The sequence below is a fragment of the Lonsdalea quercina subsp. quercina genome (assembly GCF_000688655.1).
In the GTDB taxonomy this organism is placed as follows: Bacteria; Pseudomonadota; Gammaproteobacteria; order Enterobacterales; family Enterobacteriaceae; genus Lonsdalea; species Lonsdalea quercina.
The window spans coordinates 1-26,234 of the sequence record NZ_JIBO01000001.1 but is presented as its reverse complement, the minus strand read 5'-3'; the positions used below and the strand labels follow the sequence as shown (position 1 = coordinate 26,234).

The following is a 26,234-nucleotide window of genomic DNA, read 5'->3' as shown; positions in this document are numbered from 1 at the left end:
GCCGTCGCAAAAGCGACGGCTCGATACTGCTGCGATGGAAACCGCGAAAGCCGGGCGTTATTCAATCCCGCGGCTGCGCAGATAGTCCTCATAGCTGCCGGTGAAGTCGATGACCTTCTCAGGCGTGATTTCCAGCACTCGGGTTGCCAGTGAGCTGACGAATTCTCGGTCGTGCGAAACGAAGATCAGCGTCCCCTGATACATCTCGAGCGCCATATTCAACGATTCGATGGATTCCATATCCAGGTGGTTGGTCGGTTCATCCATGATCAGCACGTTGGGCCGCTGCATCATCAATTTGCCGAACAGCATCCGCCCTTTTTCCCCGCCGGACAACACTTTCACTTTCTTACGAATGTCGTCCTGTGAGAAGAGCAGACGACCCAGTACGCTACGCACCGCCTGCTCATCGTCGTTTTCCTGCTTCCACTGGCTCATCCAATCAAAGACCGTCAGCTCATCGTCGAACTCATATTCGTGATCCTGCGCATAGTAGCCAACCTGCACATTTTCAGACCATTTGACGGTGCCAACATCCGGCTCCAGGTCGCCGACCAGCGTTTTCAACAGCGTGGTTTTACCAATACCGTTGGTCCCGAGCACCGCGACTTTCTCTCCGACTTCAACCAGCAGTTTGAGTTTGCTGAATAGCGGGCCATTGTCGAATCCTTTCGCCAGATCTTCGATTTCCAATGCGTTACGGAACAGTTTTTTATCCTGCTCGAAACGGATGAACGGGTTCTGGCGGCTGGAAGCCTTGATCTCTTCCAACTGAATTTTGTCGATCTGGCGCGCGCGCGACGTAGCCTGACGGGATTTAGATGCGTTCGCGCTGAAGCGGCTGACGAACGACTGTAGCTCGGCAATCTGCGCCTTCTTCTTGGCGTTATCCGCCACCAGACGCTCGCGCGCCTGCGTGGCCGCCGTCATGTACTCGTCGTAGTTACCCGGATAGAGACGCAGTTCGCCATAATCCAGATCCGCCATGTGCGTACACACCATGTTCAGGAAGTGTCGGTCATGGGAAATGATGATCATGGTGCTGTTGCGTTCGTTCAGCACCTGCTCCAGCCAGCGAATGGNATCGATGTCCAGGTTGTTGGTCGGTTCATCAAGCAGCAGAATATCCGGGTTGGCAAACAGCGCCTGCGCCAACAGCACGCGCAGTTTCCAGCCCGGCGCGACTTCGCTCATCGGACCGTAATGCTGCTCCAGCGGGATCCCCACGCCCAGCAACAGTTCACCCGCGCGCGCTTCGGCGCTATAACCGTCCATTTCACCGTATTTCACTTCAAGATCGGCCACTTTATAGCCGTCTTCTTCGCTCATTTCCGGCAGCGCGTAAATGCGATCGCGCTCCTCTTTCACATCCCACAGTTCGGCGTGGCCCATAATGACCGTATCCAGTACAGAGTACTCTTCGAACGCGAACTGATCCTGGCGCAGCTTGCCGAGACGTTCGTTAGGATCGAGAGAGACATTGCCGCCGCTGGGGGTCAGATCGCCCCCCAGAATTTTCATGAAGGNGGATTTGCCGCAGCCGTTGGCGCCGATCAGGCCATAGCGGTTGCCGCCGCCGAATTTGACGGAGATGTTCTCAAAAAGCGGCTTACTGCCGAATTGCATCGTTATGTTATTCGTTACCAGCACAGTATTTACTCAGATCTAAGTGTGATTTGCCGCACATTATGCCATAAGCCGCCTTCAGAATCCCGGCCATCTACGCGCACTATTTAACCAGAGACGCTTCTGTGAGATTCTGAATATAAACAAGTGCTAATCTTGGATAAAAAAACCTATTATGTCGAAAAAACCCTGAAGGAAGCGCAAATGTCATCAGAGCGTCAGTTTAAACAGGTCGATGTCTTCACCCACCATGATTTCCAGGGTAACCCGCTGGCCGTCATTCTGAACGCCGAGGGGCTGAGTGATGAGCAGATGCAGGCCATCGCCCGATGGACCAATCTCTCTGAAACGACCTTTGTGCTACCGTCCACCGACCCGACGGCGGATTACCTGGTTCGCATTTTCACCCCCTCTCATGAACTGCCTTTTGCCGGCCACCCGACGCTGGGCACGGCGCATGCGTTGCTGGAAGCCGGACTCACGCCGCATGTCCCGGGGCAACTCATTCAACAGTGCGGCCTCGGCCTGATACCCATCAATCTGTCCGACAACGGTCAACTGGCCTTCAGAGCGCCGGAAGCCGCCATCGATAGGGTGGACGCAAGCCACTATGCCTTGATTGACACGGCACTCGGCAGCAACCATCGTCACGGCGACGTGCCGCCTTCCATCGTCAGTATGGGGATCAATTGGATGATCGTGCGGATGGACAGCGCCGCGTCCTGCCTGGGCGTCAGAATCGCTCAGCCCGCGTTTGAAAAACTGCTGGCGGCGACAGGCGCCGAGGGCATCGCCATCTACGGCCCGCACGATAGCGCCATGCCAACCGATTACGAAGTGCGCGCATTTTTCCTGCTGGATAGCGTGATTGAGGATCCCGTAACCGGGAGCGCGAACGCCTGCATCGCTCGCGCATTGCAGCATGGCAACGATTTGGACCACGTCACGAGTAAACTGGGCTACAGCGTCCGTCAGGGCACCATGCTGTACCGTAACGGGCGCGTCAACGTCGCCTACATCGATAGTCAGCCGTGGATTGGCGGCTACAGCCGCACCTTGATTGACGGTATGCTTAACGCCTGAATCCTTTCCACCCGCTATGCCCCAAGCATAAAAACAGGCGCCGTATCCATAATAAAGAAAAGATACGGCGCCTGTTCACTTCACGGCGTCGACAACATCCGACGTTACGTGAGAAACCTTATTTACGGGCGAGCAAGATCCCTAACACCAGTCCGACTGACGCTCCGATGCCTATTCCATGCCACGGGTTGTCCTGAATATAGCTGTCCGCCTTCTTCACAAACTTTTTGGCTCGATGGCGGCAGCCTTTGGAGGGGCCGAGACGTGATCGGACATCCTGCAGCGAGTCATAGGCCTGTTTTTTGAGATCCTGATAGGCGCTGTCGGCGTAATCGCCGGAATACTTCAATAGCTCGTCCAGCGTAGTGGACAGCAACTTTACGTCATCCTCAATACTCACTTCTTGTGACTGTTTATCATGCGGTGCCATTATTTTCTCCTGTTGGTGAAAATGCGAGAACCCTATAACTATAGATAACCTGACGCCGATGCGGGGCCGAATCACGGCAGATAATTCCTGATTATCTGTCCATGGTCATAAAAAAAGCCGCGACACGTCGCGGCTTTCATCATTGACGCGCCATAAGTCACATCAAGGGCTGCGCCATCTGTACCAGTGAAATCAGCGGCTGGGGGTAAAGGCCCAGCGCGACGACGACGATGGCGGAAAGCACCACCACAACACCGCCCAGTGAGAACGGACAGGCCGCCGCTTCATTTTGGTCCGAGACCTGCGCCGGTGGTTTGGAGAGATACAAATTCACCATGGCGCGGAGGTAGTAGTAAAGACCAATAGCGCTGCCGACGACGACAGCTGCGGTCAGCCACCACAGCTGCGCGTTCACGCTGACCGCCAGCACGTAAAACTTGCCGAAGAAGCCCAGCGTCATCGGGATCCCCGCCAGCGACAGCATCATGACAGACATGGACGCGGCGAGCACCGGACGACGCCAGAACAGGCCACGGTACGCTGCCAGCGAATCTTCATCGGCGCCGCGATAAGGACTGGAGATCAGGCTAACGACGCCGAATGCGCCCAGGCTGCTAAACAGATAGCCAACCAGATAGACGCCGACCGTTTCCAGCGCCAGTTCATGCGACTGCACGGCAATCAGCGCCACCAGCAAATAGCCCATGTGCGCGATCGACGAGTAGCCCAGCAGACGTTTGATGTTGGTTTGCGCCACCGCCATCACGTTACCCACGATGATGGAGACAAAGGCCACCACGGCCAGCGCCAAGCGTACCGAGTCGCCATCGACCAACGGCGCGTACAGGAACAGGCGCATCACGGCACCGAAGATGGCGATCTTGCTCGCGGTCGCTAAAAAGGTAGAGACCGGCGCGGGCGCGCCCTGATACACATCCGGCGTCCACAAGTGGAACGGCGCCAGTGACAGCTTGAAGCCGATGCCCACAATCATCATACCGAGACCCGCCAGCAGCAGCGGCTGATACAACTGCTGGTCGCCCAGGCTTTTGCCCAGGCTGGCGAAGCTGAGTTCGCCTGAACCGGCATAGACCAACGCCATCCCGAACAGCAGGAAAGAGGACGCGGCGGCGGACAGCAGCATGTATTTGACGGCCGCTTCCAGCGATCTCGCCTGACGGAAGACATAGCCCACCAGCCCAAACAGCGGCAGAGAAATTAGCTCAATGCCGATGAACAGCGACGCCAGATGGTTAGCGCTGGCCAGCAGCACGCCGCCTAACGTGGCGATGAGCACCAGCAGGTAGAACTCGTCGCGGNTATCCGAATATCCCTTGAGCCAGGCGTAGCCGTAGAGGCAGGTCGCCAATCCGGCCGTCAGCACCAGGCCGGTATACAGCATCGAATAGCCATCCACGCGGATCAGCGGCGTCACGTCCGTTGGGCCGGTCTGTCCGACCCAATAAAGGGCGGCCAGCGAAATACCCAGGCCGATGACAGAGAGAGAGGCATTCACAACGTGGTTGCGTCGCCACGCAATGGACAGCATCACAACCACTACCGTTAATCCGACGAGGAGTAGCGGCGAAAGTGCGATCAGTTGTTGAGGAGTTATTGTCATGGCGAATTAAAGCCTTGTTGTTGGAATAATGGAACTCTGAACCGACGACGTATACCACTGTTGAATATTAGCCATCGCCGCGCTGGACGTATCCAGAACCGGCTGAGGATAAATACCCAGCGCGACCAGCAGCACAATCAGCAGCAATATGATGGACAGCTCGCGCGTCGTCATTCCTGCCAGCGGTGCGTCTGATTTCGGCGCGCCATAGTAGGCGCGCTGCATCATGATCAACGAGTACACCGAAGCAAACACCAGACCAAAGGTGGAAATGACCGTCATCACCGGCACCACCTGATAGCTGCCGAACAGAATCATAAATTCGCCGACGAAGTTACCGGTTCCCGGCATCCCCAGCGTCGCCACAGCGAAGAACAGCGATACGGCAGGCAAATAACGAATACGTCCCCACAGACCGCCCATCTCACGCATGTCGCGCGTTTGCAGGCGCTCATACAGTTGACCGCAAATAATGAACATCCCGGCAGCCGACAGACCGTGCGCAATCATTTGCACCACTGCGCCCTGATATGCCAGCTGACTACCGGAGTAGATGGCGACCATTACAAAACCCATATGCGATACGGAGGTATAGGCCACCAGACGTTTGATATCGGTCTGTTTGAACGCCAACCAGGCGCCGTAGAAAATACTGATCACGCCCAGCCACATGGCGATTGGCGCGAATTCGTGAGACGTGGTGGGAAACAGCGGCAGACTAAAGCGTAGCAAACCGTAGGCTGCGGTCTTCATCAGCAGACCCGAGAGATCGACAGACCCCGCCGTCGGCGCCAACGCATGGGCATCCGGCGACCAGCCGTGTACCGGCACCAACGGCATTTTCACTGCGAAGGCGACGAAGAAACCCAGCATCAGCAGATATTCTACGCCGTGAGACATCTCGGTACGCAGCAGGGCGTCGTAGTTAAACGTCCAGACGCCGGTGGACGCGTGGTGCGCCAGCACCAGACCCAGAATGGCGATCAGCATCACCAGACCGCTGGTCTGCGTATAGATGAAGAACTTGGTCGCGGCCTTGCTGCGGGCGCGCTCGTCCGCGCCTTCGTGACCCCATACGGCGATCAGGAAGTACATCGGAACCAGCATCATTTCCCAGAAGAAGAAGAACAGGAACAGGTCCACCGCCACAAATACGCCGATCACCCCGACCAGCGTCAGCAGCAGGTTGAGGTGAAACAAGCCCGAACGGCGATGCTTTTCGTTCCACGAACACAGTATGGACAGCAGTCCCAGCAGCGCGGTCAGTACGACCATCAGCAGCGACAGGCCATCCAAGGCCAGATGGAAACCGATGCCGAAGCGCGGGATCCACGGTGCGTCAAACACTTCTTGCCATTGCGGCACGCCGTGCGGCACCGCCAGAGAATAGCCACCCTGCAGCCAAAGCTGTACGGATAGCGCTAATGTTAACCCCATAGTAATCAGTGCAATCCACCGCGGCACGTTGGCGCCGAATCGCTCGAACAGCCAGCTCAGCAGACCGCCGATAAGGGGGATAAGAAGTAGCCAAGGTAGTAGCATGGCGTTTTGTGTCCCTAAATATAAAGAAAACGAGAAACTTGCTGCCGGCAGGGACGCCTGACTCAGACGTCCGCTACCCTCAACGTCGCTGTATCGCCATTACGCCAGCAACAGCAATCCCAGCACCACGACGGCGCCCATACCCACAGAGGCGACATACCAGCGCACTTGACCGTTCTGACCGACCGCCAGACCACGATTGCCCCAGGCCACCAACAGCGCCGGGATCGTCATCAGCTTGTCGAACGGATCGTGTTTCAGCAGCGCGCCAATCGCCAGATAGGGCTTGACGAAAATCTTGTCGTACAACCAGTCGAAACCCCAGGCGTGGAACCACCAGGTCGAGAAGAAACGACCGGGCGCGCTGTTGGCGATGCGGGTGACGAGGCGACGTTGCCCCAGCCACAAAGCGGCGGCCAGCAGGATACCGACCACCGCGACGACGCCGGACGCGATTTCCAGCGTCAGCATATGGCCGTGTTCCAGCTCCGTGGTTTGCGGCAACACACCGTGCAGCGGCGGCACGATCAATGCGCCGACGAACGTGGACAGCACCAGCAGTATCAACAGCGGCAGGTGGTGGGAAATCCCTTTAAGCGCATGTGCTTTCGTTTTTTCTTCACCGTGGAACACGATGAAAATCATTCTGAAGGTATAGAGCGAGGTCATGAACGCGCCCGCCAAACCGGCGATGGCGAAGTTGATGTGTCCATTCGCCCAGGCGCCCGCCAGAATCTCATCCTTACTGAAGAAGCCTGACGTCACCAGCGGCAGCGCGGAGAGTGCAGCCCCACCAACCAGGAAGCAGACGTAAACCAGCGGAATGGTTTTACGCAATCCGCCCATCTTGAAGATGTTCTGTTCGTGGTGGCAGGCCAAGATCACCGAGCCGGAGGACAGGAACAGCAGCGCTTTGAAGAAAGCGTGCGTCATCAGATGGAAAATAGCGGCGTCCCATGCGGCGGCGCCCAGCGCCAGAAACATGTACCCAATTTGGCTCATGGTGGAGTAAGCCAGCACGCGCTTGATATCCGTTTGCACCAGCGCGGCGAACCCGGCCAGCACCAACGTGACGGCGCCGATGATGCCGACCAGATGCAGAACTTCCGGCGCCATCAGGAACAGACCGTGCGTACGGACGATCAGGTACNCNCCCGCCGTGACCATAGTCGCGGCGTGGATCAGCGCGGAGACCGGCGTCGGNCCCGCCATGGCGTCCGCCAGCCAGGTCTGCAACGGCAACTGCGCCGATTTACCGACCGCGCCGCCCAGCAGCATTAATGTCGCCATCGTGATGGCCGGCGAACCTTCCGCCAGATGTTGCGGCGCCAGAACCATCAGTTCGCGGAAGTTTAGCGTCCCCAGCTCGCGATAGAGGATAAACAGCGCGAAGGCCAGGAATACGTCGCCGACGCGCGTCACGATGAATGCCTTCATCGCCGCCGCGCCGTTGCTTGGATTGGTGTAATAGAAACCAATCAGCAAGTAGCTGCACAGCCCTACCCCTTCCCAGCCGAGATACATCAGCAGCAGGTTATCGGCCAGCACCAACACCAGCATGCTGGCGATAAACAGGTTGGTGTAGGCGAAGAAGCGGGAATAGCCCTCTTCTCCGCGCATGTACCATGACGCATACAGATGGATCAGGAAGCCGACGCCGGTGACCACCGAGAGCATGGTCAGCGACAGGCCGTCCAGCGCCAGGTTGACGGTGATATCGAAGTTGCCCACCGACATCCATGTCCACAGATGCTGACTAAAGAAGACAACGCCGTCGCCCTGCTGATGGTTGAAAAAGTCTATACCAATCCAGCAGGTCAGCAGCGCAGACAGGCCGACTGAACCCACGCCGACGGTCGCTGACACATTTTCAGACCAACGGCCGCGGGAGAAGGCCAGCAACAAAAATCCGAGTAGCGGAAATAAGAGAGTTAAATAGAGTAAGTTCATCCGCGCATCTCACTGACAGTATCAATATTCAGGGTCTGACGGCGACGATACAGCTGCAGCAGCAGAGCAAGGCCGATACTGGCTTCAGCCGCGGCCAGCGTGATCGCCAGAATGTACATCACCTGACCGTCCGGGTGACCCCAGTAGCTACCGGCTACCACAAACGCCAGCGCAGCCGAATTGATCATAATTTCCAGACTGATCAGCATAAACAGCAGGTTGCGCCGGATAATCAGCCCGGTCAGGCCCAGCACAAACAGAATGGCCGCCAGCAGCAAACCGTGTTGTAGGGGAATCATGCCCGTCCCTCCGTTGTTTTCTTATCGGCGTCGGCGTCCGCCACGCCGTCGAGCCGGTCTTCACGGCCGACGTGAAAGGCGACGACCAACCCGGCCAGCAGCAGCATAGAAGCCAGCTCTACCGCCAGCACATAAGGTCCGAACAGCGTAATACCAACCGCTTTGGCATCAATCACACTGCCCTGAATGCCTTCGCCATTAACGCTGTAGATTCCCTTGATAATGACCGCCAGCAGCAGCAGCGACAAAATACCGGGGCCGATCCAGACGGCAGGCTTGAGCCACTGTTTTTCCTGCTCCGCTACGGCGCTGCCGAGATTCAGCATCATCACCACGAAGACGAACAGCACCATAATGGCGCCGGCGTAGACGATGATTTCCAACGCGCCCGCAAAATAGGCGCCCAGCGAGAAAAACACGCAGGCGATGGCCAGCAGAGACACGATTAAATAAAGTAGTGCATGCACTGGATTGGTATGGGTAATGACACGCAACGTTGCCAGTACCGCAATCAACGCAGCCGCATAAAAAGCGAATTCCATGCTTGGCTCCTTAAGGCAGCAGACCTTTGACATCAATGGGCTTGGCTTCGTTTTCGGCTTCGCCTTTGTCTTTCCCATTGATCGCCATGCCGGCCATCCGATAGAAGTTATATTCCGGATATTTACCCGGCCCCGAGATCAGCAGATCTTCTTTTTCGTACACCAGATCCTGGCGTTTGAATTCACCCATCTCAAAATCGGGCGTCAGCTGGATGGCTGTCGTCGGACAGGCTTCTTCGCACATGCCGCAGAAGATGCAGCGTGAGAAGTTGATGCGGAAGAATTCCGGATACCACCGCCCGTCTTTCGTTTCCGCTTTCTGCAGCGAGATGCAGCCGACCGGACAGGCTACGGCGCACAGGTTGCAGGCGACGCAGCGTTCGTCGCCGTCGGGGTCGCGCGTCAGGACGATACGACCACGGTAACGAGGCGGCGGATTCACCGGCTCCTCAGGATACATGCGGGTTTCACGTTTTTTGAACGCGTTGGACCCCACCATGCAAATGCTGCGGACCTGGGTGCCAAAACCCACCAAGAGTTCTTTCAGTGTCATGGTTTATTCACCCCTTATTGAGCGTTGTACAAAATGACCGCGGCGGTCGCCAACAGGTTAAGCAGCGTCAACGGCAGACAAATCTTCCAGCCGAAAGCCATCACCTGGTCATAACGCGGACGGGGTAACGCAGCACGGATCAGGATGAACATCATCATGAAGAAGGCCGTTTTGAGTGCAAACCAAACGATGGGGGGCAGGAAAGGTCCGTGCCAGCCGCCGAAGAACAACGTCACGATCAGCGCTGAGACGGTGACGATGCCGATGTACTCCCCGACGAAGAATAGACCGAATTTCATCCCGGAGTATTCGATGTGGTAGCCGTCAGCCAGTTCCTGCTCCGCTTCCGGTTGGTCGAACGGGTGACGGTGACACACCGCCACGCCTGCGATGGCGAAGGTAACGAAACCGAAGAACTGCGGGATGACGTTCCAGATGTACGTCTGGCTCTCGACGATGTCGCGCATGTTGAATGAACCGGCCTGCGCCACCACCCCCATCAGCGACAGCCCCAGAAACACCTCATAGCTAAGCGTCTGGGCGGAGGCGCGCACGGCCCCCAGCAGCGAGTATTTGTTGTTGCTGGACCATCCGGCGAACAGTACGGCGTACACCGCCAGACCGGCCATCATCAGGAAGAACAGCAAACCAATATTCAGGTCGGACACGCCCCAGGTCGGAGTGATTGGCACGATGGAAAACGACAGCAGCAGCGACGTGAACGCAATCATCGGCGCCAGCGTGAAGATAACCCGGTCGGCGAACGGCGGCAGCCAGTCCTCCTTGAAGAACATCTTCAGCATGTCCGACACCAGCTGCAACGAACCTCCCCAACCCACGCGGTTCGGCCCGTAACGTCCCTGGAACAAGCCCAGCAGTCGGCGCTCGCCCATACTCATGAAGGCGCCGCAGGTCACGACGACCAGCAGGATCACGATCGCCTTGAGGACGGCGATTAAAATATCCACCACTTCCGGTGTAAACCAACTCATTGTGCCGCCTCCCGCATTGTTTCAACGGTCGCGCCCGCCAGAACCGGGGCGATGCCCGGGAAGCCCAGCGGCAACCCTACCTGTCCCTGACGCAACTCCGCGCTGACCTGTACCGGCAGACGCAAGGTCTGTCCATCACAGACAATCTCCAGCAGCGCGCCCGGATTGACGCCCAACTGGGCCGCATCCGCCGGGTTCACCATCGCGTAAGGCTGAGGCATCCGTTGCTGGATGNCGTCGGCGCGCTGCGACATTTCTTCGCTGCCGAACAGATGATAGTAAGGCGCTACCTGCCATTGGCCCGCCTGTACCGCAAACGGCTCCGGGATCTGGTTGAAGTAGTCCAGCGCGCCCTCGCCCGCTTCAATCAGCCTGACGCCCGGATCGCCGTGGCGCAGATGGCCGCCGACTTCATCCTGGAACTTGTTCCACGCCTGCGGGGAGTTCCAGCCCGGCGCCCAGGCAAACGCGACCTGACGGCTTTGGGCCTCGGGACTGTTGTTCCCTTCCATAGAGAAAGTGAACATCGTGTCCTGATCCTGCGGCTGGCGCGGTTCGTTCACGTCGATGTTGGCGCGCATGGCGGTACGACCGCTGTAACGGTGCGGTTCGCGCGCCAGCTTCTGACCGCGAATGCGGAAAGAGGCGTCCGGCGCGGCGTCCTTGATGGCCGCTAACTGCGGCAGCGCGGCGGCGCAAGCATCGACCACGTGGTCGAGCTGCGTCCAGTCGACTTCACGGCTGGCGATAGCGGCCTTGACCGCATGCAGCCAGCGCCAGCTTTCCAGCATCACCGTGGCGTTGTCGTAGTAGGCGGGATCGTAAACCTGGAAGAAGCGCTGCGCGCGACCTTCCTGATTAATCAGCGTGCCGTCGCTCTCCGCAAAGCTGGCCGCCGACAAAATCAGATTAGCTTTATCCATGACGCGAGTGCGTTGATGGTCTACCACGATCAGGTTGGCAACGTTGTCCAGCATCGCATCAATACGCTTCGCCGGCGCATGTCGATACAGATCGTTTTCAAGCACCACGACGCTGTCCGCTTCGCCGGACTCCAGTCGGGAGAGCGCCTCGTCAAGCGAGCCACCGCCGATCATGCCCAGCCCCATACTGTTGGCGCTGCTGGCGACGAACGTTAAACCGACATCCGCACCCCGCCCCTTCAACGCTTTGGCGACGTTGGCCGCCGCGGCGATAATTTCTTCGCTGCCTGCATTCGTGCCGGTGACGATCAGCGGCTTTTTCGCACCCGCCAAAGCCTGAACGATGACATCCAGTTTGGGTTCAAGGTCGCCCGCCAAATTGGTCACGGCCGGTGCGGCATCATCCAACGCGTGGGCGATGGCGAAGCCCAGACGCGCCTGCTCATCGACCGGAGCGTGGTAGCTCCACGCGGCCACGTCATCCAGCCGGGTGCTGTCGACGTTCGTCACGAAGAGCGGATGTTTGGCGTGCTGACCGATATTCATGATGGCGGCAATCTGCCAGTCCGCCACTTTCTGCGCGGCGGCCATTTCGCGCGCTTTCCCCTTCACCGCCTGACGCACTGCGAGCGCAATGCGCGCGCCGGTCTGCGTCAAATCTTCGCCTAGCACCAGCACGGCATCGTAATTTTCGATCTCGCGCAGCGCCGGGGTATGAACACCGCTCTCTTTCAGCACTTTCAGCATCAGCTGAACGCGGTTCTGTTCGCTCTGGGCAATGCCGCTGTAGAAGTTGTCTGCGCCGACCAGTTCACGCAGCGCAAAGTTGCTTTCGATACTGGCGCGCGGAGAGCCGATGCCGATGACCTGTTTCGACTCGCGCAAGAGATGGGCCGCGCTCCGCACCGCCTGTTCAGCGTTCTGCGTCGTCCATTCGTTGCCGAGACGCTGCTGAGGCTGGCGAGGACGGTCTTTCAGGTTGACGTAGCCATAGCCGAAGCGGCCGCGATCGCACAGGAAATAGTGGTTCACGCTGCCGTTAAAACGGTTTTCGATACGGCGCAATTCGCCGTAACGCTCGCCGGGGCTGGTGTTGCAGCCCACGCTGCACTGCTGGCAAACGCTGGGCGCAAACTGCATGTCCCACTTACGGTTGTAGCGTTCGGAATGGGTTTTGTCGGTGAAGACGCCGGTGGGGCAGACTTCCACCAGGTTGCCGGAGAATTCGCTTTCGAGCACGCCGTCTTCGGGACGTCCGAAGTAGACGTTGTCATGCGCGCCGTAAACGCCCAGGTCTTTACCGTCCGCGTAATCTTTGTAATAACGTACGCAGCGGTAACAGGCGATGCAGCGGTTCATTTCGTGAGAGATGAACGGCCCGAGGTCCTGATTATGATGGGTTCGTTTGGTAAAACGATAGCGGCGGGTGTTGTGCCCGGTCATCACCGTCATGTCCTGCAGGTGGCAGTTGCCGCCCTCTTCACAAACCGGACAATCATGAGGATGGTTGGTCATCAGCCACTCGACGACGCTTTTACGGAACAGTTTGGCTTCCTCATCGTCAATCGCGATGAAGGTGCCGTCCGCAGCGGGCGTCATACAGGACATGACCAGGCGACCGCGCGTATCTTCCGCGTTCTGGTATTGCTTGACCGCGCACAGGCGGCATGATCCAACGCTACCCAGCGCCGGATGCCAGCAAAAGTAAGGAATATCAAGGCCCAGAGTGAGACATGCCTCAAGGAGGTTGTCCGCTCCGTTCACATCATATTCTTTGCCGTCTACATGAATCGTTGCCATAGTCAGCATGCTTCCATAAAGGCCCGCGTCTTAAGCAGGCGCTAATCAAAAATTCTGTCTATCAGATGAAGAATCGCTTACGTCGGTGCGAAACATCGCATCTGCGACTCGGCCATTGCTTACCAGCGCTGTTTCAGCAGGTTCGGTTGAATCCCGCCTATCGCTTTTGTATTGCTGATAGTCTGCTTGGCGATACCCGCCTCAAACTCATGCCGGAAATACTTTATTGCGCTCTGCAGCGGCTCAACGGCCCCCGGCGCATGGGCGCAGAAGGTATGACCCGGCGACAGGAAGCGACACAGCTGTTCCAGCGTTTCGATATCGCCCGGCTGCCCTTCACCGGCTTCGAGCGCGCGCAGCAGCTTCACGCTCCACGGCAAACCATCGCGGCACGGCGTACACCAGCCGCAGGATTCGCGCGCGAAAAACTCTTCCAGATTGCGCGTCAAACCGACCATATTGATCTCGTTATCCACCGCCATCGCCAGCCCGGTGCCCAGACGGCTTCCCGCTTTGGCTATGCTTTCGAAGTCCATCGGCAGATCCAGATGATCCCCGGTCAGGAAGTCGGTCCCTGCGCCGCCCGGCTGCCAGGCTTTCAGCGTCAGCCCATCGCGCATACCGCCAGCGTACTCTTCCAGAATTTCACGCGCGGTGGTTCCAAACGGCAGCTCCCAAAGACCGGGATTTTTCACCCGACCGGAGAAGCCCATCAGCTTAGTGCCCGCATCTTTACTCTTGCCCGCAGACAGCCCCTGATACCATTCCACGCCGTGCTCGATGATGGCCGGCACGTTGCACAACGTTTCGACGTTATTAACGCAGGTCGGTTTGCCCCACACGCCCGCCGACGCCGGGAAGGGCGGCTTGGATCGCGGGTTGGCGCGGCGGCCTTCCAGCGAGTTGATCAACGCGGTTTCTTCACCGCAGATATAGCGTCCGGCGCCGGTATGAACGAACAGTTCGAAGTCGAAACCGCTGCCCAGGATGTTTTTACCCAGCAGGCCAGCGGCCTTGGCTTCTTCAATCGCCCGCCGCAGGTTAGCCGCAGCCTGCACATATTCGCCGCGCAGGAAGATATAGCCGCGATAGGACTTCAGCGCATAAGCGCCAATCAGCATGCCTTCCACCAGCAGATGGGGCAGTTGCTCCATCAACAGCCGGTCTTTATAGGTGCCAGGTTCCATCTCGTCCGCGTTACACAGCAGGTAGCGGATGTTCATGCTTTCGTCTTTCGGCATCAGGCTCCACTTGAGGCCGGTGGAGAACCCCGCTCCGCCGCGGCCGCGCAGACCCGCATCTTTGACCAGCGTCACCACGTCGCTCTGGGCGATACCGGTGAGGGCTTTTTGCGCGCCGGCGTAGCCATTCTTACTGCGGTACTCATCCAGCCACACCGGCTGTTTGTCGTCACGCAGACGCCAGGTGAGAGGATGCTGTTCGGCAGTGAGAACAATGTTTTTAGTCATTGATACTGCTCCAGTAATGAATCGATATCGTCAGGCTTGACGTGGCTGTGGGTGTCTTCGTCGATCATCATCGAAGGCCCTTTGTCACAGTTGCCCAGACAGCAGGTCGGCAGCAGTGTGAAGCGACCGTCGAACGTGGTCTGACCCGGCTGAATGTTCAGCTTTTTCTCCAGCGCGGCGCGCACGCCCTGAAAACCGTTGATGTAGCACACGACGCTGTCGCAGTAGCGAATGACGTGACGCCCAACCGGCTGACGGAAGATCTGGCTATAGAAGGTGGCGACGCCTTCGACATCGCTGGCCGGAATGTCCAGAATCTCGGCAATCGCGTAGATGGCGCCGTCCGGCACCCAGCCGCGCTGTTTCTGTACGATTTTCAGCGCTTCAATCGACGCCGCGCGGGCATCTTCATAGTGGTGTTTTTCATGCTCGATAGCGTCACGCTCTGCGTCGCTGAGCACGAACACATCTTGCACATCCGCGCCCTGAGCTTCTGGAGAAGGTTGAGTGTTGTTATGATCGTGCATAATTAGCGGTCCACATCTGACATGACGAAATCAATACTGCCGAGGTATACGATCAGGTCGGATACCAGGCATCCACGGATGACCGACGGAATCTGCTGCAAATGAGCGAAGCTCGGCGTGCGAATGCGCGTACGGTAGCTCATGGTGCTGCCATCGCTGGTCAGGTAGTAACTGTTGATCCCTTTGGTGCCTTCGATCATCTGGAACGATTCGTTGGCCGGCATAACCGGTCCCCAGGACACCTGCAGGAAGTGGTTGATCATGGTTTCGATGTGCTGCAGCGTGCGCTCTTTCGGCGGCGGCGTCGTCAGCGGATGGTCGGCCTTGAACGGCCCTTCAGGCATGTTGTTCAGACACTGTTCCAAGATGCGCAGACTCTGGCGTAGCTCTTCCACTTTCAACATCACGCGGGTGTAACTATCGCTGATGCCATCGCCGACCGGCACCTCGAAATCGAAGTTTTCATAGCCGGAGTAAGGCCGCCATTTGCGCACGTCGAACGGAATGCCGGTCGCGCGCAGGCCCGCGCCGGTGACGCCCCATTCCAGCGCCTCTTTGGCGTTGTAGGCGGCGACGCCCTGAGAACGGCCTTTCAAAATGGTGTTTTGCAACGCCGCTTTGACATAAGTGTCCAGTCGAGCAGGCATCCAGTCCAGGAATTCACGCAGCAGTCGGTCCCAGCCGCGCGGCAGGTCGTGCGCCACGCCGCCGATCCGGAACCAGGCTGGGTGCATGCGGAAACCGGTGATTGCTTCCACCAGATCATAGATTTTCTGGCGGTCGGTAAACGCGAAGAAGACCGGCGTCATGGCGCCGACGTCCTGAATAAAGGTACTGATGTACAGCAGATGGCTGTTGATGCGGAACAGTTCAGACAACATCACGCGGATGGTTTCAACACGCTCCGGCACTTCAATGCCCGCCAGCTTCTCGACCGCCAGCACGTAAGGCATTTCGTTGACGCAGCCGCCGAGATACTCAATACGGTCAGTGTAAGGAATATAGCTGTGCCAGGACTGGCGCTCACCCATCTTTTCCGCGCCGCGATGGTGATAGCCGACATCTGGAATACAGTCGATGATCTCTTCGCCATCCAACTGCAGGATCAAACGGAAAGCACCGTGTGACGAGGGATGGTTCGGCCCCATATTCAGGAACATAAAGTCTTCGTTTTCCGTTCCACGCTTCATGCCCCACTCTTCAGGCTTGAAGGTCAGCGACTCCATTTCCAGATCTTCACGCTGTTTGGTCAGCACAAAAGGATCGAATTCGGTCGCGCGCGCCGGGAAGTCTTTGCGCAGCGGGTGTCCTTCCCAGGTCTGCGGCATCATGATGCGAGTCAGGTGCGGGTGGCCATTGAAGGTAATGCCGAACATGTCCCACACTTCACGCTCGTACCAGTTAGCGTTCGGGAACAGAGGGGTCATCGTCGGCAGGAACAGATCGTTTTCCGCCAGCGCCACCTTCAGCATGATATCGCTGTTTCGTTCCAGGGAGGTCAGCAGATAAAAGACGGAGAAGTCTGCGGCGGGTAGCCCCTCGCGGTGCGTACGCAGACGTTCATCCATGCCATGCAGGTCCATCAGCATGACATAAGGTTTCGGTTGTTTTTTCAGGAAGTCGACGACGTCGAGTAATTGCTCACGTTTGACCCAAACTACCGGCATCCCCGTCCGTGTGGCCTGAACGGTAAACGCGTCCTGACCGAAACGGTTCCACAGCTCGCCAACAACCGGATCATCAAGATGATCGCGGGTTTGCCATGCGGGCAGAACGGCGTCGTGTGTCGTTAAATCTGTCATATGTAATGTCACCACATTAAATGTGTTATTTCCGTGACTGATGATGGCGGCGCGCTGTTATGTTGATATTACGCAGCCATCACGGCCTATCATTCACAGGTCAAATTTCATCCGGGGAACGCAGGTGGGTTACCGCAATACGTTCTTCGCGTTTACGTTCACGTTCGGATTGCATGTTGGCGCGGTACACGCCCTGATCGCCAACAACCCATGACAGCGGGCGACGCTCTTTACCGATAGACTCTTTCAGCAGCATCAGCGCCTGCATGTATGCTTCCGGTCGCGGCGGACATCCTGGGATGTACACGTCTACCGGTAGGAATTTATCGACGCCTTGAACCACGGAGTAGATGTCATACATGCCGCCAGAGTTGGCGCATGCGCCCATGGAGATAACCCATTTGGGTTCCAGCATCTGGTCATACAAACGCTGAATGACGGGGGCCATTTTCAGGAAAGGTGTTCCGGCGATGACCATAAAATCAGCCTGGCGGGGAGAAGCGCGCAGCACTTCAGAACCGAAGCGCGCTACGTCGTGTACGGCGGTGAAGGAAGTCACCATCTCCACGTAACAGCAGGAAAGACCAAAGTTGAAGGGCCACAGGGAGTTACCGCGTCCCCAGTTGACCATATTTTGCAGCGTCTGCTCCAGATTGCCCATAAACACGCTTTTGTTAACGTGCTGTTCGAGCGGGTCGCTGACGACCTCTTTCTTCTGTAGCGGATAACGGTCGTTCTCACCGTCGGGGTCTATGCGGGTGAGCGTATAGTCCATTTATTGCCTCGCTATTACTGCTGATGAGTATTGGTGGTGGAGTGGTTTACGACGATGTCGGACTTCACGACTTGCCGCTTGGAACGCTTCGGTGTCCAGTCCAGCGCGCCGATACGCACCAGATAGACCAGTCCGGCCAACAGCACCAATATAAAAATGGTGGCTTCGATAAAACCTACCCAGCCACTTTCCCGGATAGAGACGGACCAGGCATACAGGTATAGTGCTTCCACATCGAAAATGACGAAAAACATCGCAACAAGATAGAACTTTGCAGACAGCCTCAGCCGGGCAGACCCTACAGAATCAATACCGGATTCGTAGGGCGTATTTTTAGCCCGACCGTGGGATCGACCTCCAAGCAGAAAGCCCCCCAACAGCATGAACCCGCAGAGCCCCACGGCGACGATTAGAAATAAAGCAAATGCCCAGTGGTGGGCGAGGACTTCAGTAGTAGTTGACATACTCATTGCTTACTCATCAAAAGTGGCTTGGGCAGCTGCTCTTCTAAGGGCAGTTAATAGCCACATCGATTAAAAGGAAGGATTTGTAACCATAAAAATACCACAAATTATAGGGTTAAGGCGCGGTAAATGCGGTTATTCATCCTGTTTTTGCAACCTTTTCTTAACTTTTGTAAAAATAACAGCGGGATAATTAACAAAGATGCATCCCAATTAACCTATTACAAACATAGCAAAGACTGAATGGCATCAATGCTACTCCTGGTTGTTTTGGAACAATGCGAAGAAAAAGACCCTATTTCTGTAGTGACTATATCAATTTCAACATGAATGCAGGTTAATGAATAAGGCTAAGGCAAGTATTTTTTGATCTCTCACACGTTTTTTCGGTTTTAGTTATTAAAAAAAGTACGTTCGGTAAGCGATTGTTAATAAAACAAACCCTGTGGATATCAGTAGGTGTGGGAAGAGAAGTGCGCAAGAGGAATAACAGAGCGGTGCATTGCAGACAGAGAGGCGCACTCCGGCGCCAGAAACGAAAAAACGACAGAATGTCGATGAGCGCACACCCTGTCGTCGGTATTCGGACGGTTTCTGTCACATTTCACACTGACGCATACCGCTCAGCGCCGGGAGATGTAAAAGTCAGAGAATATCTTTTAACGATTCGTCCGTGGAGGAAATGCGGATATCTCCTTCCGGAACACTATTTACAGAAAGCAGATTGGAACGCGTACCTGATTCGATAGCACTGAAGATTGCCGTACTCAACTCGTTATTTTGCTGTGGATTCTTACACAGGTAGTAACGGGTGTCGGGCAACTTCGGCAAACCTTCTTCTTCACCGAGCACACGAAGGTCCGGCGTCATCATTTCAACGGAACGCACGGTAATACCCAGCCCCGCCTTTACCGCCGCCCGAACCGCCGACAGCGTAGAAGCCACGTACGAAATTTTCCAGGGGATCCCGGCTTCGGTCAGCTTTTCCAGCGCCAACGTGCGGAAAGGACTCGGTTCGTCCAATACCACTAGCGGCACAGGACTGCCGTGTTGGAACTGGTACTCCGCCGAGCAGTACCACAACGTCGGTGACGAACGTAGCAATACATTAGGAAACTCGGTGCTGTTTTCCGTCGTGATGACTAAATCAATTTTGCCCTGATGCAACATTTCCATCATTTCAGGGCTGCGTTTGATACTCACTTCGATCGATAGTTTGGGGAAAACCGACGTTACACGCTGCAAGATAAACGGCAGGATAGTATCTGCTGTATCGTCGGAAGCGCCGATCGTCAGCGTTCCCTGAATGTCGCTGAACATTAAAGAGGCACAGGCCTCATCATTGAACTGTAGTATTTTTCTGGCATAACCAAGAAACTGGATCCCATGTTCGGTCAGTAGTTTATTTCTCCCGTGACGGGCGAATAACTCTTTACCGATGAGTTGTTCCAGCCGCTGCATCTGCTGACTAACGGCAGATTGCGTTCTGCATACTGCTACGGCCGCGGCCGCGAAAGTATTCAAATCGGCGACAGCGACAAACGTTCTCAGCAGATCCAGATCAAGATTGAGAACTGGGCGATTTGCATTTGTCATACGGTTCTTCACTTATCTATTTTATTTATTAACTAACATACCTGGTGTTGGATACGTATCCCGACAACGTCGGCATACAATGAAAGACAGTATCGTAGATGAACGGCTACGGCAAAAAATACTTAATATTTCGTTACCACATCGCTTTTTTTTTCGCCCTCTCCCTTACCTATTNATTTTATTGATTCAAGCCGTCGATAAAAAGAACGGCTAATTATTTTAGATAATAAAATAAAAGTCTTGCACGCTCTAGTACGCTAAAGATAAAGGGTGAACATGATGAAAGCTTAGGTTTAGGACCGACACTCTATTCATAGGGGTATCGCTCCCAAGGAACACAACTTAATGCCTTTATTTCAATACGTTACAACTCATCTGATTTCAGTGCGATGACGAACCGCAGGACCAAACAATATAAGATGACCCACTCGTAAAATATTCTGATATAAGATACCAGAATTAAGTTTTCTGTCATCTATAAACTCAGGAGCAGCTTTAATGTAACCTGAGTGATTAATCAGCCAATAGTCTATCTATAACAATCTGAAAATTCCTATATTACCTATTAATATTACTAGATTGATCATTCTAAAAAAACTTTTGTAAACGCATCGAAAACAAAAGACGAGTCTCTATTAATTGCATATTCGAATTCAAAATAGACGAATATTCATTGGTTAGCCTCACCTTTGTGACGAGATGTTCTAAAATAGTCACGTCTATTACAAATGGTGTTAATTTCATATCAGGGAAGGAAAGTCTCAATAATAAAATAAGAAAACCCTTTATTTTAATCGGTTACATCCAATGGCTACTCTGAAATAAGATGGTGTTTTTACCCGTTATTCCAGTCATTGAAAAAATAGGGTTATTGCAGGTATCCAGTGACCTCTCAGACGCCAGCGTATTAACGACAGGAGTCGACGATAAATAGTGGTGCATTTGCGTTCAAATGAAAAAATCACTTTGAAATTGCGTACCCATCTCCGCCACGAGCCTCAGCATGGCGTCGTATAAATAACCTTATCCATTGCCGTCGACAATCATAAACAACAAACAAATAGCCATATGCAGCCCAAAAACCCAATAAATAGAAAAATAACAGACTTTTACACTGTAAAATAAGCGTCCGTCACCGTCTTGAGATGACCCATTGATTTAGGATCATTCTTCAAAATCATCGTCAGGAAGAGTACATTAGGCCGACTAAGCGTCTACTATTCAGGAACCTTCCTGTACAAGGTTTGTTAAATGTCCCCTATCGAAAAATCCAAGAAATTGGAAAATGTTTGTTATGACATCCGTGGTCCGGTGTTAAAAGAAGCCAAACGGTTGGAAGAGGAAGGCAATAAAGTTCTTAAACTTAACATCGGCAACCCCGCGCCGTTCGGCTTTGAAGCCCCCGACGAAATCCTGGTTGACGTCATTAGGAACCTGCCCACCGCGCAAGGCTATTGCGACTCGAAAGGACTCTATTCCGCTCGCAAAGCCATCGTTCAGCACTACCAGGCGCGCGGACTACGCGATATCACTGTGGAAGACGTTTATATCGGCAACGGCGTTTCCGAACTCATCGTACAATCCATGCAGGCTCTCCTGAATAACGGCGACGAAATGCTGGTGCCGGCCCCGGACTACCCTTTATGGACCGCCGCCGTATCGCTGTCGAACGGTAAGGCCGTGCATTATCGTTGCGACGAAGAGTCCGGCTGGTTTCCCGACCTGGATGATATCCGCAAAAAAATCACACCGAACACTCGCGGTATCGTCATCATCAACCCGAATAACCCCACCGGCGCCGTCTATAGCAAAGCGCTGTTGATGGAGATCGTCGAGATCGCCCGTCAAAACGATCTGATCATTTTCGCCGATGAGATCTATGACAAGATTTTGTACGACGAAGCACAGCACCACTCTATTGCGGCGCTGGCGCCTGACCTGCTGACGGTGACCTTTAACGGTCTATCTAAAACCTATCGCGTTGCGGGTTTTCGTCAGGGATGGATGGTATTGAACGGTCCCAAGAAACATGCCAAGGGGTATATAGAAGGGCTGGAGATGCTGGCTTCGATGCGTCTGTGCGCTAACGTGCCCATGCAGCACGCCATTCAGACGGCGCTCGGGGGTTATCAAAGCATTAGTGAATTTATCCGCCCCGGCGGCCGTCTGTACGAACAGCGCAACCGCGCCTGGGAGCTGATCAACGAGATTCCCGGCGTCTCTTGTGTCAAGCCATCGGGTGCTTTATATATGTTCCCGCGTATTGATGCGAAGCGTTTCAATCTCCACGATGACCAGAAGCTGGTGCTGGATCTGCTGCTGCAGGAAAAGGTGCTGCTGGTTCAAGGCAGCGCGTTCAACTGGCCGGAGCCGGACCATGTGCGCATCGTGACGCTGCCCCGCGTCGATGAACTGGACATGGCCGTGCACAAGCTGGGGCGTTTCCTCGAACACTACCACCAGTAATCGCGCCGATAAATTTATTAGACGGGCGACGCCTTATGGCGCAGCCCGTTTTTTCATCCGTTTCTCTTCCCAGCGCTTAGGGCTGAGTTGCTAATTCCTCGTCGAGCGACCACAATGGTTTTTCCCTCCGCGTATTGAGAGAGTGCTATGGTTCAAAGTCATTTCTTCGCCCATTTATCCCGTCTAAAGCTGATCAACCGCTGGCCGCTGATGCGCAATGTCCGTACGGAAAACGTCTCGGAACACAGTTTGCAGGTCGCTTTCGTGGCCCATGCGCTCGCCGTGATCAGAAACCGCAAATTCGGCGGGGATCTCAATGCCGAGCGTATCGCCCTGCTTGCGATGTACCACGATGCCAGCGAAGTGCTGACCGGCGATATGCCGACGCCCATCAAGTACTACAACGCCCAGATGGCCCACGAATATAAAAAGATAGAGAAAATCGCCCAGCAGAAGCTCATCGATATGCTGCCGAGCGAACTTCAGGAAGACTATCGCATGCTGTTGGATGATGCCTATACCAGCGAGGAAGAACATGCCGTGGTCAAACAGGCCGACGCGCTGTGCGCCTACCTGAAATGTCTGGAAGAGCTGTCGGCGGGCAATAACGAATTCGTATTGGCTAAAGCGCGTTTGGAAAAAACGCTGCAACAACGACACAGCCCGGAGATGGACTATTTTATGACCGTCTTCATACCCAGCTTCAGCCTCTCTCTGGATGAAATCAGCCAGGACTCCCCGCTATAACGGGGAGAACGGATAGAGCCACGGGATCATCACGACGCTCACGCCCATGACCAGTACCGTAAAAGGCACCCCGATTTTAAGAAAGTCGCTGAACCGATATCCACCCGGCGCCAACACCAACGTATTCACTGGTGAGGAGACGGGCGTCATAAATGCCGCCGAAGCGGCAATTGCGATAATCATGGCGAACGGATAGGGCGACACCTGCATCTGGTCGGCCGCGGCGATGGCGATGGGCGCCATGAGCACCGCCGTCGCGGTATTCGAAATGAACAGTCCGATCGCCGCACACAGCACGAACAGGCAGGCCAGCATCATCTGCGGTCCGGCGTCCCCCGCCACGTCCATTAGCCCTTTCACGATCAACGCCACGCCACCCGTTTTCTCCAGCGCCAGCGCAAAGGGCATCATGCCGATAATGAGCATCAGGCTCGGCCAGTGCACGGCGCGATAGGCGCTCTCCATATCGATACAGCGAAATTGCCCCATCATCAGGCAGGCGATCAGCGCCGCAACCGCATTGGGGATTTCATCAGTCAGCATCATGGCGATCATCAACGCGAGACAAAACAGCGCATGAGGCGCCTGACTTTTCGCGGGCGCCACCTCGTCCACTTCGGCAGGTAAATTTAGTACGATGAAATTCTGCTTTTGCTGATACAGCTGGCGAATATTACGCCAGTCTCCGATCACCAGCAGGATATCGCCCAACTGCAGCGGCTCATTCGATAACGCGCCGTCCAGCGCTTCGCCATTACGGCGAATCCCCACTACCGTCAGGCCATACCGACTGCGGAACATGGCGTCCTGAAGCGTTTTTCCCACCAGCCCCGAGTCCGGGATCAATGAAACTTCCGCCATGCCGACATCGCGCGCCTGCTCAGAAAAATATTCGCCGCGCAGCACCATGGGTTCCAGCATATGCGTGGCGCAAAATTCGCGTAGATCGACGTCGGACGCTGACATGTCGATTAATAAAACGTCGTTCAGGCGCAGTTCCGTATTCACCGCGACGCTGATCATGACACGTCTGAACTTGCGCCAGCGCTCAATGCCCACGACGTTGGCGCCGAAACGCTGGCGCAGATTAAGATCGTCCAACCGCTGGCCGACGAACGGTGAGCCGCTGCGAATCGCGAGCCGCCGCGCTCTTCCGGTCAGTTTGTAGTCGCGAATAAGATCCCGAAACGTCTTTCGCTTCCAAACTTCTTTGTTATCGTCACGGTTGTTACTGCCCAGCCAGAAACGCGCCACCAGCATATAGGCGATCCCCACCAGCAGGACCACGATGCCGATGGGCGTCATGCCGAAAAAACCAAAACCCGCGATATCGTTACGCATCAGTTCACTGTTGACCACCATGTTGGGCGCCGTAGCGACCAACGTCATCATGCCGCTGATCAGACCGGCAAAGCTCAAGGGCATCAGCAACCGAGCCGGCGAACTTTTCATCCGCGCGGCAACGTTGAGCACCACCGGAATGAAAATCGCCACGACGCCGGTGGAGCTCATGAACGCGCCCAGCCCGGCGACGGTCAGCATGAGCAGCACCAGCATACGGACTTCACTCTCACCGGCGACATGCATCAGCCAGTCACCCACCTGATAAGCAACACCGGTCCGAACCAGGCCTTCGCCGATGACGAACAGGGCGGCAATCAATATTACGTTCGGATCGCTAAATCCCATCAACGCTTCCGGCAACGTCAACGTGCCGCTTAATACGAACGCAATGATGACCAGCAGTGCGACAACGTCCATTCGCAATTTGTTGGTGGCGAACAAAACGATGGCGATGAACAACAGCGTCAACACCCATAGCAACTCACGGGTCACTAGCACCTCCTGTTAGTGGCAATCCTTAAAACCGACCATTCAGCATGACATAAAAAAACCCTGCAAAAGCAAGGTTTATCATTTTATTCCCCACCCTCTCGTTGCCTTCAACGTGACGCGGTGACGACGAAAGCCGCGTCGCCGGGAGTCACATCCAGTTGCTCCAACGAGTACAGCACCATATCGACTTTGTCTAAATCGGGCGTGTCCGACGGCGCGTTGACGGCGATGACTTTCGCCTTAGCGGCAAGGCCAGACTGTATTCCGGCGGGCGCATCTTCGACCACGGCGCACGCCTGCGGGTCAAGGCCTAACAGCTGTGCGCCAAGCAGGTAGGCGTCCGGGTGCGGTTTTCCATTCGCGACCCGTTCAGCGGTCACGAAGTGACGCGGCATCAATAATCCTGCGGCTTGGTGACGAGCATAGGCTATCGGCACAGATCCTGAGGTGACGATGGCCCAAGGAACATTGAGCGCTTCAAGGCGTTGCAACAGCGCCTGCGCGCCCGGCATGGCGGTAATGCCCTCCAAATCCGTGGATTCTCTTTGTTCCAAGACTTGGTAAGCATGCTGGATTTCCGTTTCGCTTTTATCGTGAAGAAAATGACGTAATGACGTGATGGCTTGCTTGCCATGAATGAACTCAAGGACCTCCTGAGAATCGAGACCTTGCCCCTCCGCCCACCAACGCCAGGCGTTTTCAACGACAGGAAGAGAGTTGACCAATGTACCGTCCAGATCGAACAGAAAACCTTTAACTTCCACCGCTAACCTCTCTGATTTGTCAGGCATTGACGATTTATAAAATGGCCACCGCGCTGAAATGATAGTGGCGCGGNCAGGCAAGCCGCACGTTGAGCTTGCCCGTTTATTTATCCCACATTTTGGTTTAAGCGTTAAAGCCGAGCGTGCTGACATCGAAATGCTGGTAACGCATTTCCGTCTGCACAATCAAGTGAACCGAACCCGGATGGCGGATCTCCGCCGCTGCGTTCACGCCCGGCCCCTCATTCGGCGTTCGCTGATAACGGGTGTTTGGGAGGGCATAACCTCGCACAATAATAGTCTGTAACCGCCGATAGCGCTCCGCGTTCCGGCATTGTCATGGCTTGATGTTGATTTGACAGAAATATTCGTTGGGCATTGGTTATGTCCCTGGCGCTCTTTAGAATCACCTTCCGCGGCGGGGGGG

At 55.4% G+C, this 26,234-nt stretch carries 21 protein-coding genes and 1 pseudogene; 3 read left to right on the top strand and 19 right to left on the bottom strand.

Annotated features, from left to right (window positions below; translation table 11 throughout):
• Window positions 1–57 precede the first annotated feature (57 nt).
• Window positions 58–1,650, bottom strand: a complete 1,593-nt coding sequence (locus RZ35_RS00105; RefSeq protein WP_026741469.1) for an ABC-F family ATPase — start codon at window positions 1,648–1,650, stop codon at window positions 58–60.
• A gap of 180 nt (window positions 1,651–1,830) precedes the next feature.
• On the opposite strand from RZ35_RS00105, the gene RZ35_RS00100 reads away from it, so the two are divergent.
• Window positions 1,831–2,709: a PhzF family phenazine biosynthesis protein gene (locus tag RZ35_RS00100; protein WP_026741468.1), complete on the top strand. Its 879-nt coding sequence runs from the start codon at window positions 1,831–1,833 to the stop codon at window positions 2,707–2,709.
• Between the two features lie 118 nt (window positions 2,710–2,827).
• Here the strand turns inward: RZ35_RS00100 and RZ35_RS00095 are convergent, their stop codons facing one another.
• From RZ35_RS00095 to lrhA, 15 genes are all read right to left on the bottom strand, one after another.
• Window positions 2,828–3,139, bottom strand: coding sequence for a DUF883 family protein (locus RZ35_RS00095; protein ID WP_026741467.1), 312 nt, complete (start codon window positions 3,137–3,139; stop codon window positions 2,828–2,830).
• Window positions 3,140–3,296: 157 nt separating this feature from the next.
• On the bottom strand, window positions 3,297–4,760 hold the full coding sequence (nuoN, locus tag RZ35_RS00090) for an NADH-quinone oxidoreductase subunit NuoN (protein ID WP_026741466.1): 1,464 nt from the start codon (window positions 4,758–4,760) through the stop codon (window positions 3,297–3,299).
• Between the two features lie 6 nt (window positions 4,761–4,766).
• Entirely contained in the window at window positions 4,767–6,302 is a 1,536-nt protein-coding gene (gene nuoM / locus RZ35_RS00085; protein ID WP_026741465.1) for an NADH-quinone oxidoreductase subunit M, read from the bottom strand.
• 99 nt (window positions 6,303–6,401) lie between these two features.
• Window positions 6,402–8,252 (bottom strand): NADH-quinone oxidoreductase subunit L, encoded by a 1,851-nt coding sequence (gene nuoL / locus RZ35_RS00080; protein ID WP_026741464.1) that lies wholly within the window; start codon window positions 8,250–8,252, stop codon window positions 6,402–6,404.
• Entirely contained in the window at window positions 8,249–8,551 is a 303-nt protein-coding gene (nuoK, locus tag RZ35_RS00075; protein ID WP_026739918.1) for an NADH-quinone oxidoreductase subunit NuoK, read from the bottom strand. The genes nuoL and nuoK overlap by 4 nt, the downstream gene beginning before the upstream one ends.
• Window positions 8,548–9,093 (bottom strand): NADH-quinone oxidoreductase subunit J, encoded by a 546-nt coding sequence (gene nuoJ / locus RZ35_RS00070; protein WP_026741463.1) that lies wholly within the window; start codon window positions 9,091–9,093, stop codon window positions 8,548–8,550. Before nuoJ ends, nuoK begins: the two co-directional genes overlap by 4 nt.
• A 10-nt stretch (window positions 9,094–9,103) precedes the next feature.
• Window positions 9,104–9,646 (bottom strand): NADH-quinone oxidoreductase subunit NuoI, encoded by a 543-nt coding sequence (gene nuoI / locus RZ35_RS00065; protein ID WP_026739920.1) that lies wholly within the window; start codon window positions 9,644–9,646, stop codon window positions 9,104–9,106.
• A gap of 14 nt (window positions 9,647–9,660) precedes the next feature.
• A complete protein-coding gene (gene nuoH, locus RZ35_RS00060) occupies window positions 9,661–10,638 on the bottom strand; it encodes an NADH-quinone oxidoreductase subunit NuoH (RefSeq protein WP_026741462.1) in 978 nt (325 codons plus the stop codon).
• Complete coding sequence (nuoG, locus tag RZ35_RS00055; protein ID WP_026741461.1) at window positions 10,635–13,361, bottom strand: NADH-quinone oxidoreductase subunit NuoG; 2,727 nt, start codon at window positions 13,359–13,361, stop codon at window positions 10,635–10,637. The genes nuoH and nuoG overlap by 4 nt, the downstream gene beginning before the upstream one ends.
• A gap of 119 nt (window positions 13,362–13,480) precedes the next feature.
• Window positions 13,481–14,830 carry an NADH-quinone oxidoreductase subunit NuoF gene (gene nuoF / locus RZ35_RS00050; protein ID WP_026741460.1) on the bottom strand — a complete coding sequence of 450 codons (1,350 nt, stop codon included), beginning with the start codon at window positions 14,828–14,830 and terminating at the stop codon, window positions 13,481–13,483.
• The gene (nuoE, locus tag RZ35_RS00045; RefSeq protein WP_051625411.1) at window positions 14,827–15,357 is read right to left on the bottom strand and encodes an NADH-quinone oxidoreductase subunit NuoE; all 531 of its coding nucleotides are present in this window, start codon (window positions 15,355–15,357) and stop codon (window positions 14,827–14,829) included. The genes nuoF and nuoE overlap by 4 nt, the downstream gene beginning before the upstream one ends.
• A gap of 2 nt (window positions 15,358–15,359) precedes the next feature.
• Window positions 15,360–17,159 (bottom strand): NADH-quinone oxidoreductase subunit C/D, encoded by a 1,800-nt coding sequence (gene nuoC / locus RZ35_RS00040; protein WP_026741459.1) that lies wholly within the window; start codon window positions 17,157–17,159, stop codon window positions 15,360–15,362.
• Between the two features lie 100 nt (window positions 17,160–17,259).
• Complete coding sequence (locus tag RZ35_RS00035; protein ID WP_026739926.1) at window positions 17,260–17,934, bottom strand: NuoB/complex I 20 kDa subunit family protein; 675 nt, start codon at window positions 17,932–17,934, stop codon at window positions 17,260–17,262.
• Window positions 17,935–17,948: 14 nt separating this feature from the next.
• Window positions 17,949–18,404 carry an NADH-quinone oxidoreductase subunit NuoA gene (nuoA, locus tag RZ35_RS00030; RefSeq protein WP_164477200.1) on the bottom strand — a complete coding sequence of 152 codons (456 nt, stop codon included), beginning with the start codon at window positions 18,402–18,404 and terminating at the stop codon, window positions 17,949–17,951.
• A gap of 639 nt (window positions 18,405–19,043) precedes the next feature.
• Entirely contained in the window at window positions 19,044–19,994 is a 951-nt protein-coding gene (lrhA, locus tag RZ35_RS00025; RefSeq protein ID WP_026741457.1) for a transcriptional regulator LrhA, read from the bottom strand.
• A 1,251-nt stretch (window positions 19,995–21,245) separates the two neighbouring features.
• On the opposite strand from lrhA, the gene RZ35_RS00020 reads away from it, so the two are divergent.
• Both RZ35_RS00020 and yfbR read left to right on the top strand, forming a co-directional pair.
• Window positions 21,246–22,460 (top strand): pyridoxal phosphate-dependent aminotransferase, encoded by a 1,215-nt coding sequence (locus RZ35_RS00020; protein WP_026741456.1) that lies wholly within the window; start codon window positions 21,246–21,248, stop codon window positions 22,458–22,460.
• 147 nt (window positions 22,461–22,607) lie between these two features.
• A complete protein-coding gene (yfbR, locus tag RZ35_RS00015; protein ID WP_026739930.1) occupies window positions 22,608–23,207 on the top strand; it encodes a 5'-deoxynucleotidase in 600 nt (199 codons plus the stop codon).
• Here yfbR and RZ35_RS00010 read toward each other — a convergent pair.
• From RZ35_RS00010 to RZ35_RS17860, 3 genes and pseudogenes are all read right to left on the bottom strand, one after another.
• Window positions 23,202–25,043: an SLC13 family permease gene (locus RZ35_RS00010; protein ID WP_036152231.1), complete on the bottom strand. Its 1,842-nt coding sequence runs from the start codon at window positions 25,041–25,043 to the stop codon at window positions 23,202–23,204. The two genes, yfbR and RZ35_RS00010, sit on opposite strands and share 6 nt — an antisense overlap.
• A gap of 107 nt (window positions 25,044–25,150) precedes the next feature.
• Entirely contained in the window at window positions 25,151–25,807 is a 657-nt protein-coding gene (locus tag RZ35_RS00005) for a sugar phosphatase (protein WP_026741454.1), read from the bottom strand.
• 106 nt (window positions 25,808–25,913) lie between these two features.
• A pseudogene (locus RZ35_RS17860) lies at window positions 25,914–26,148 on the bottom strand (hypothetical protein); the annotation flags it as partial.
• Window positions 26,149–26,234: the final 86 nt, after the last annotated feature.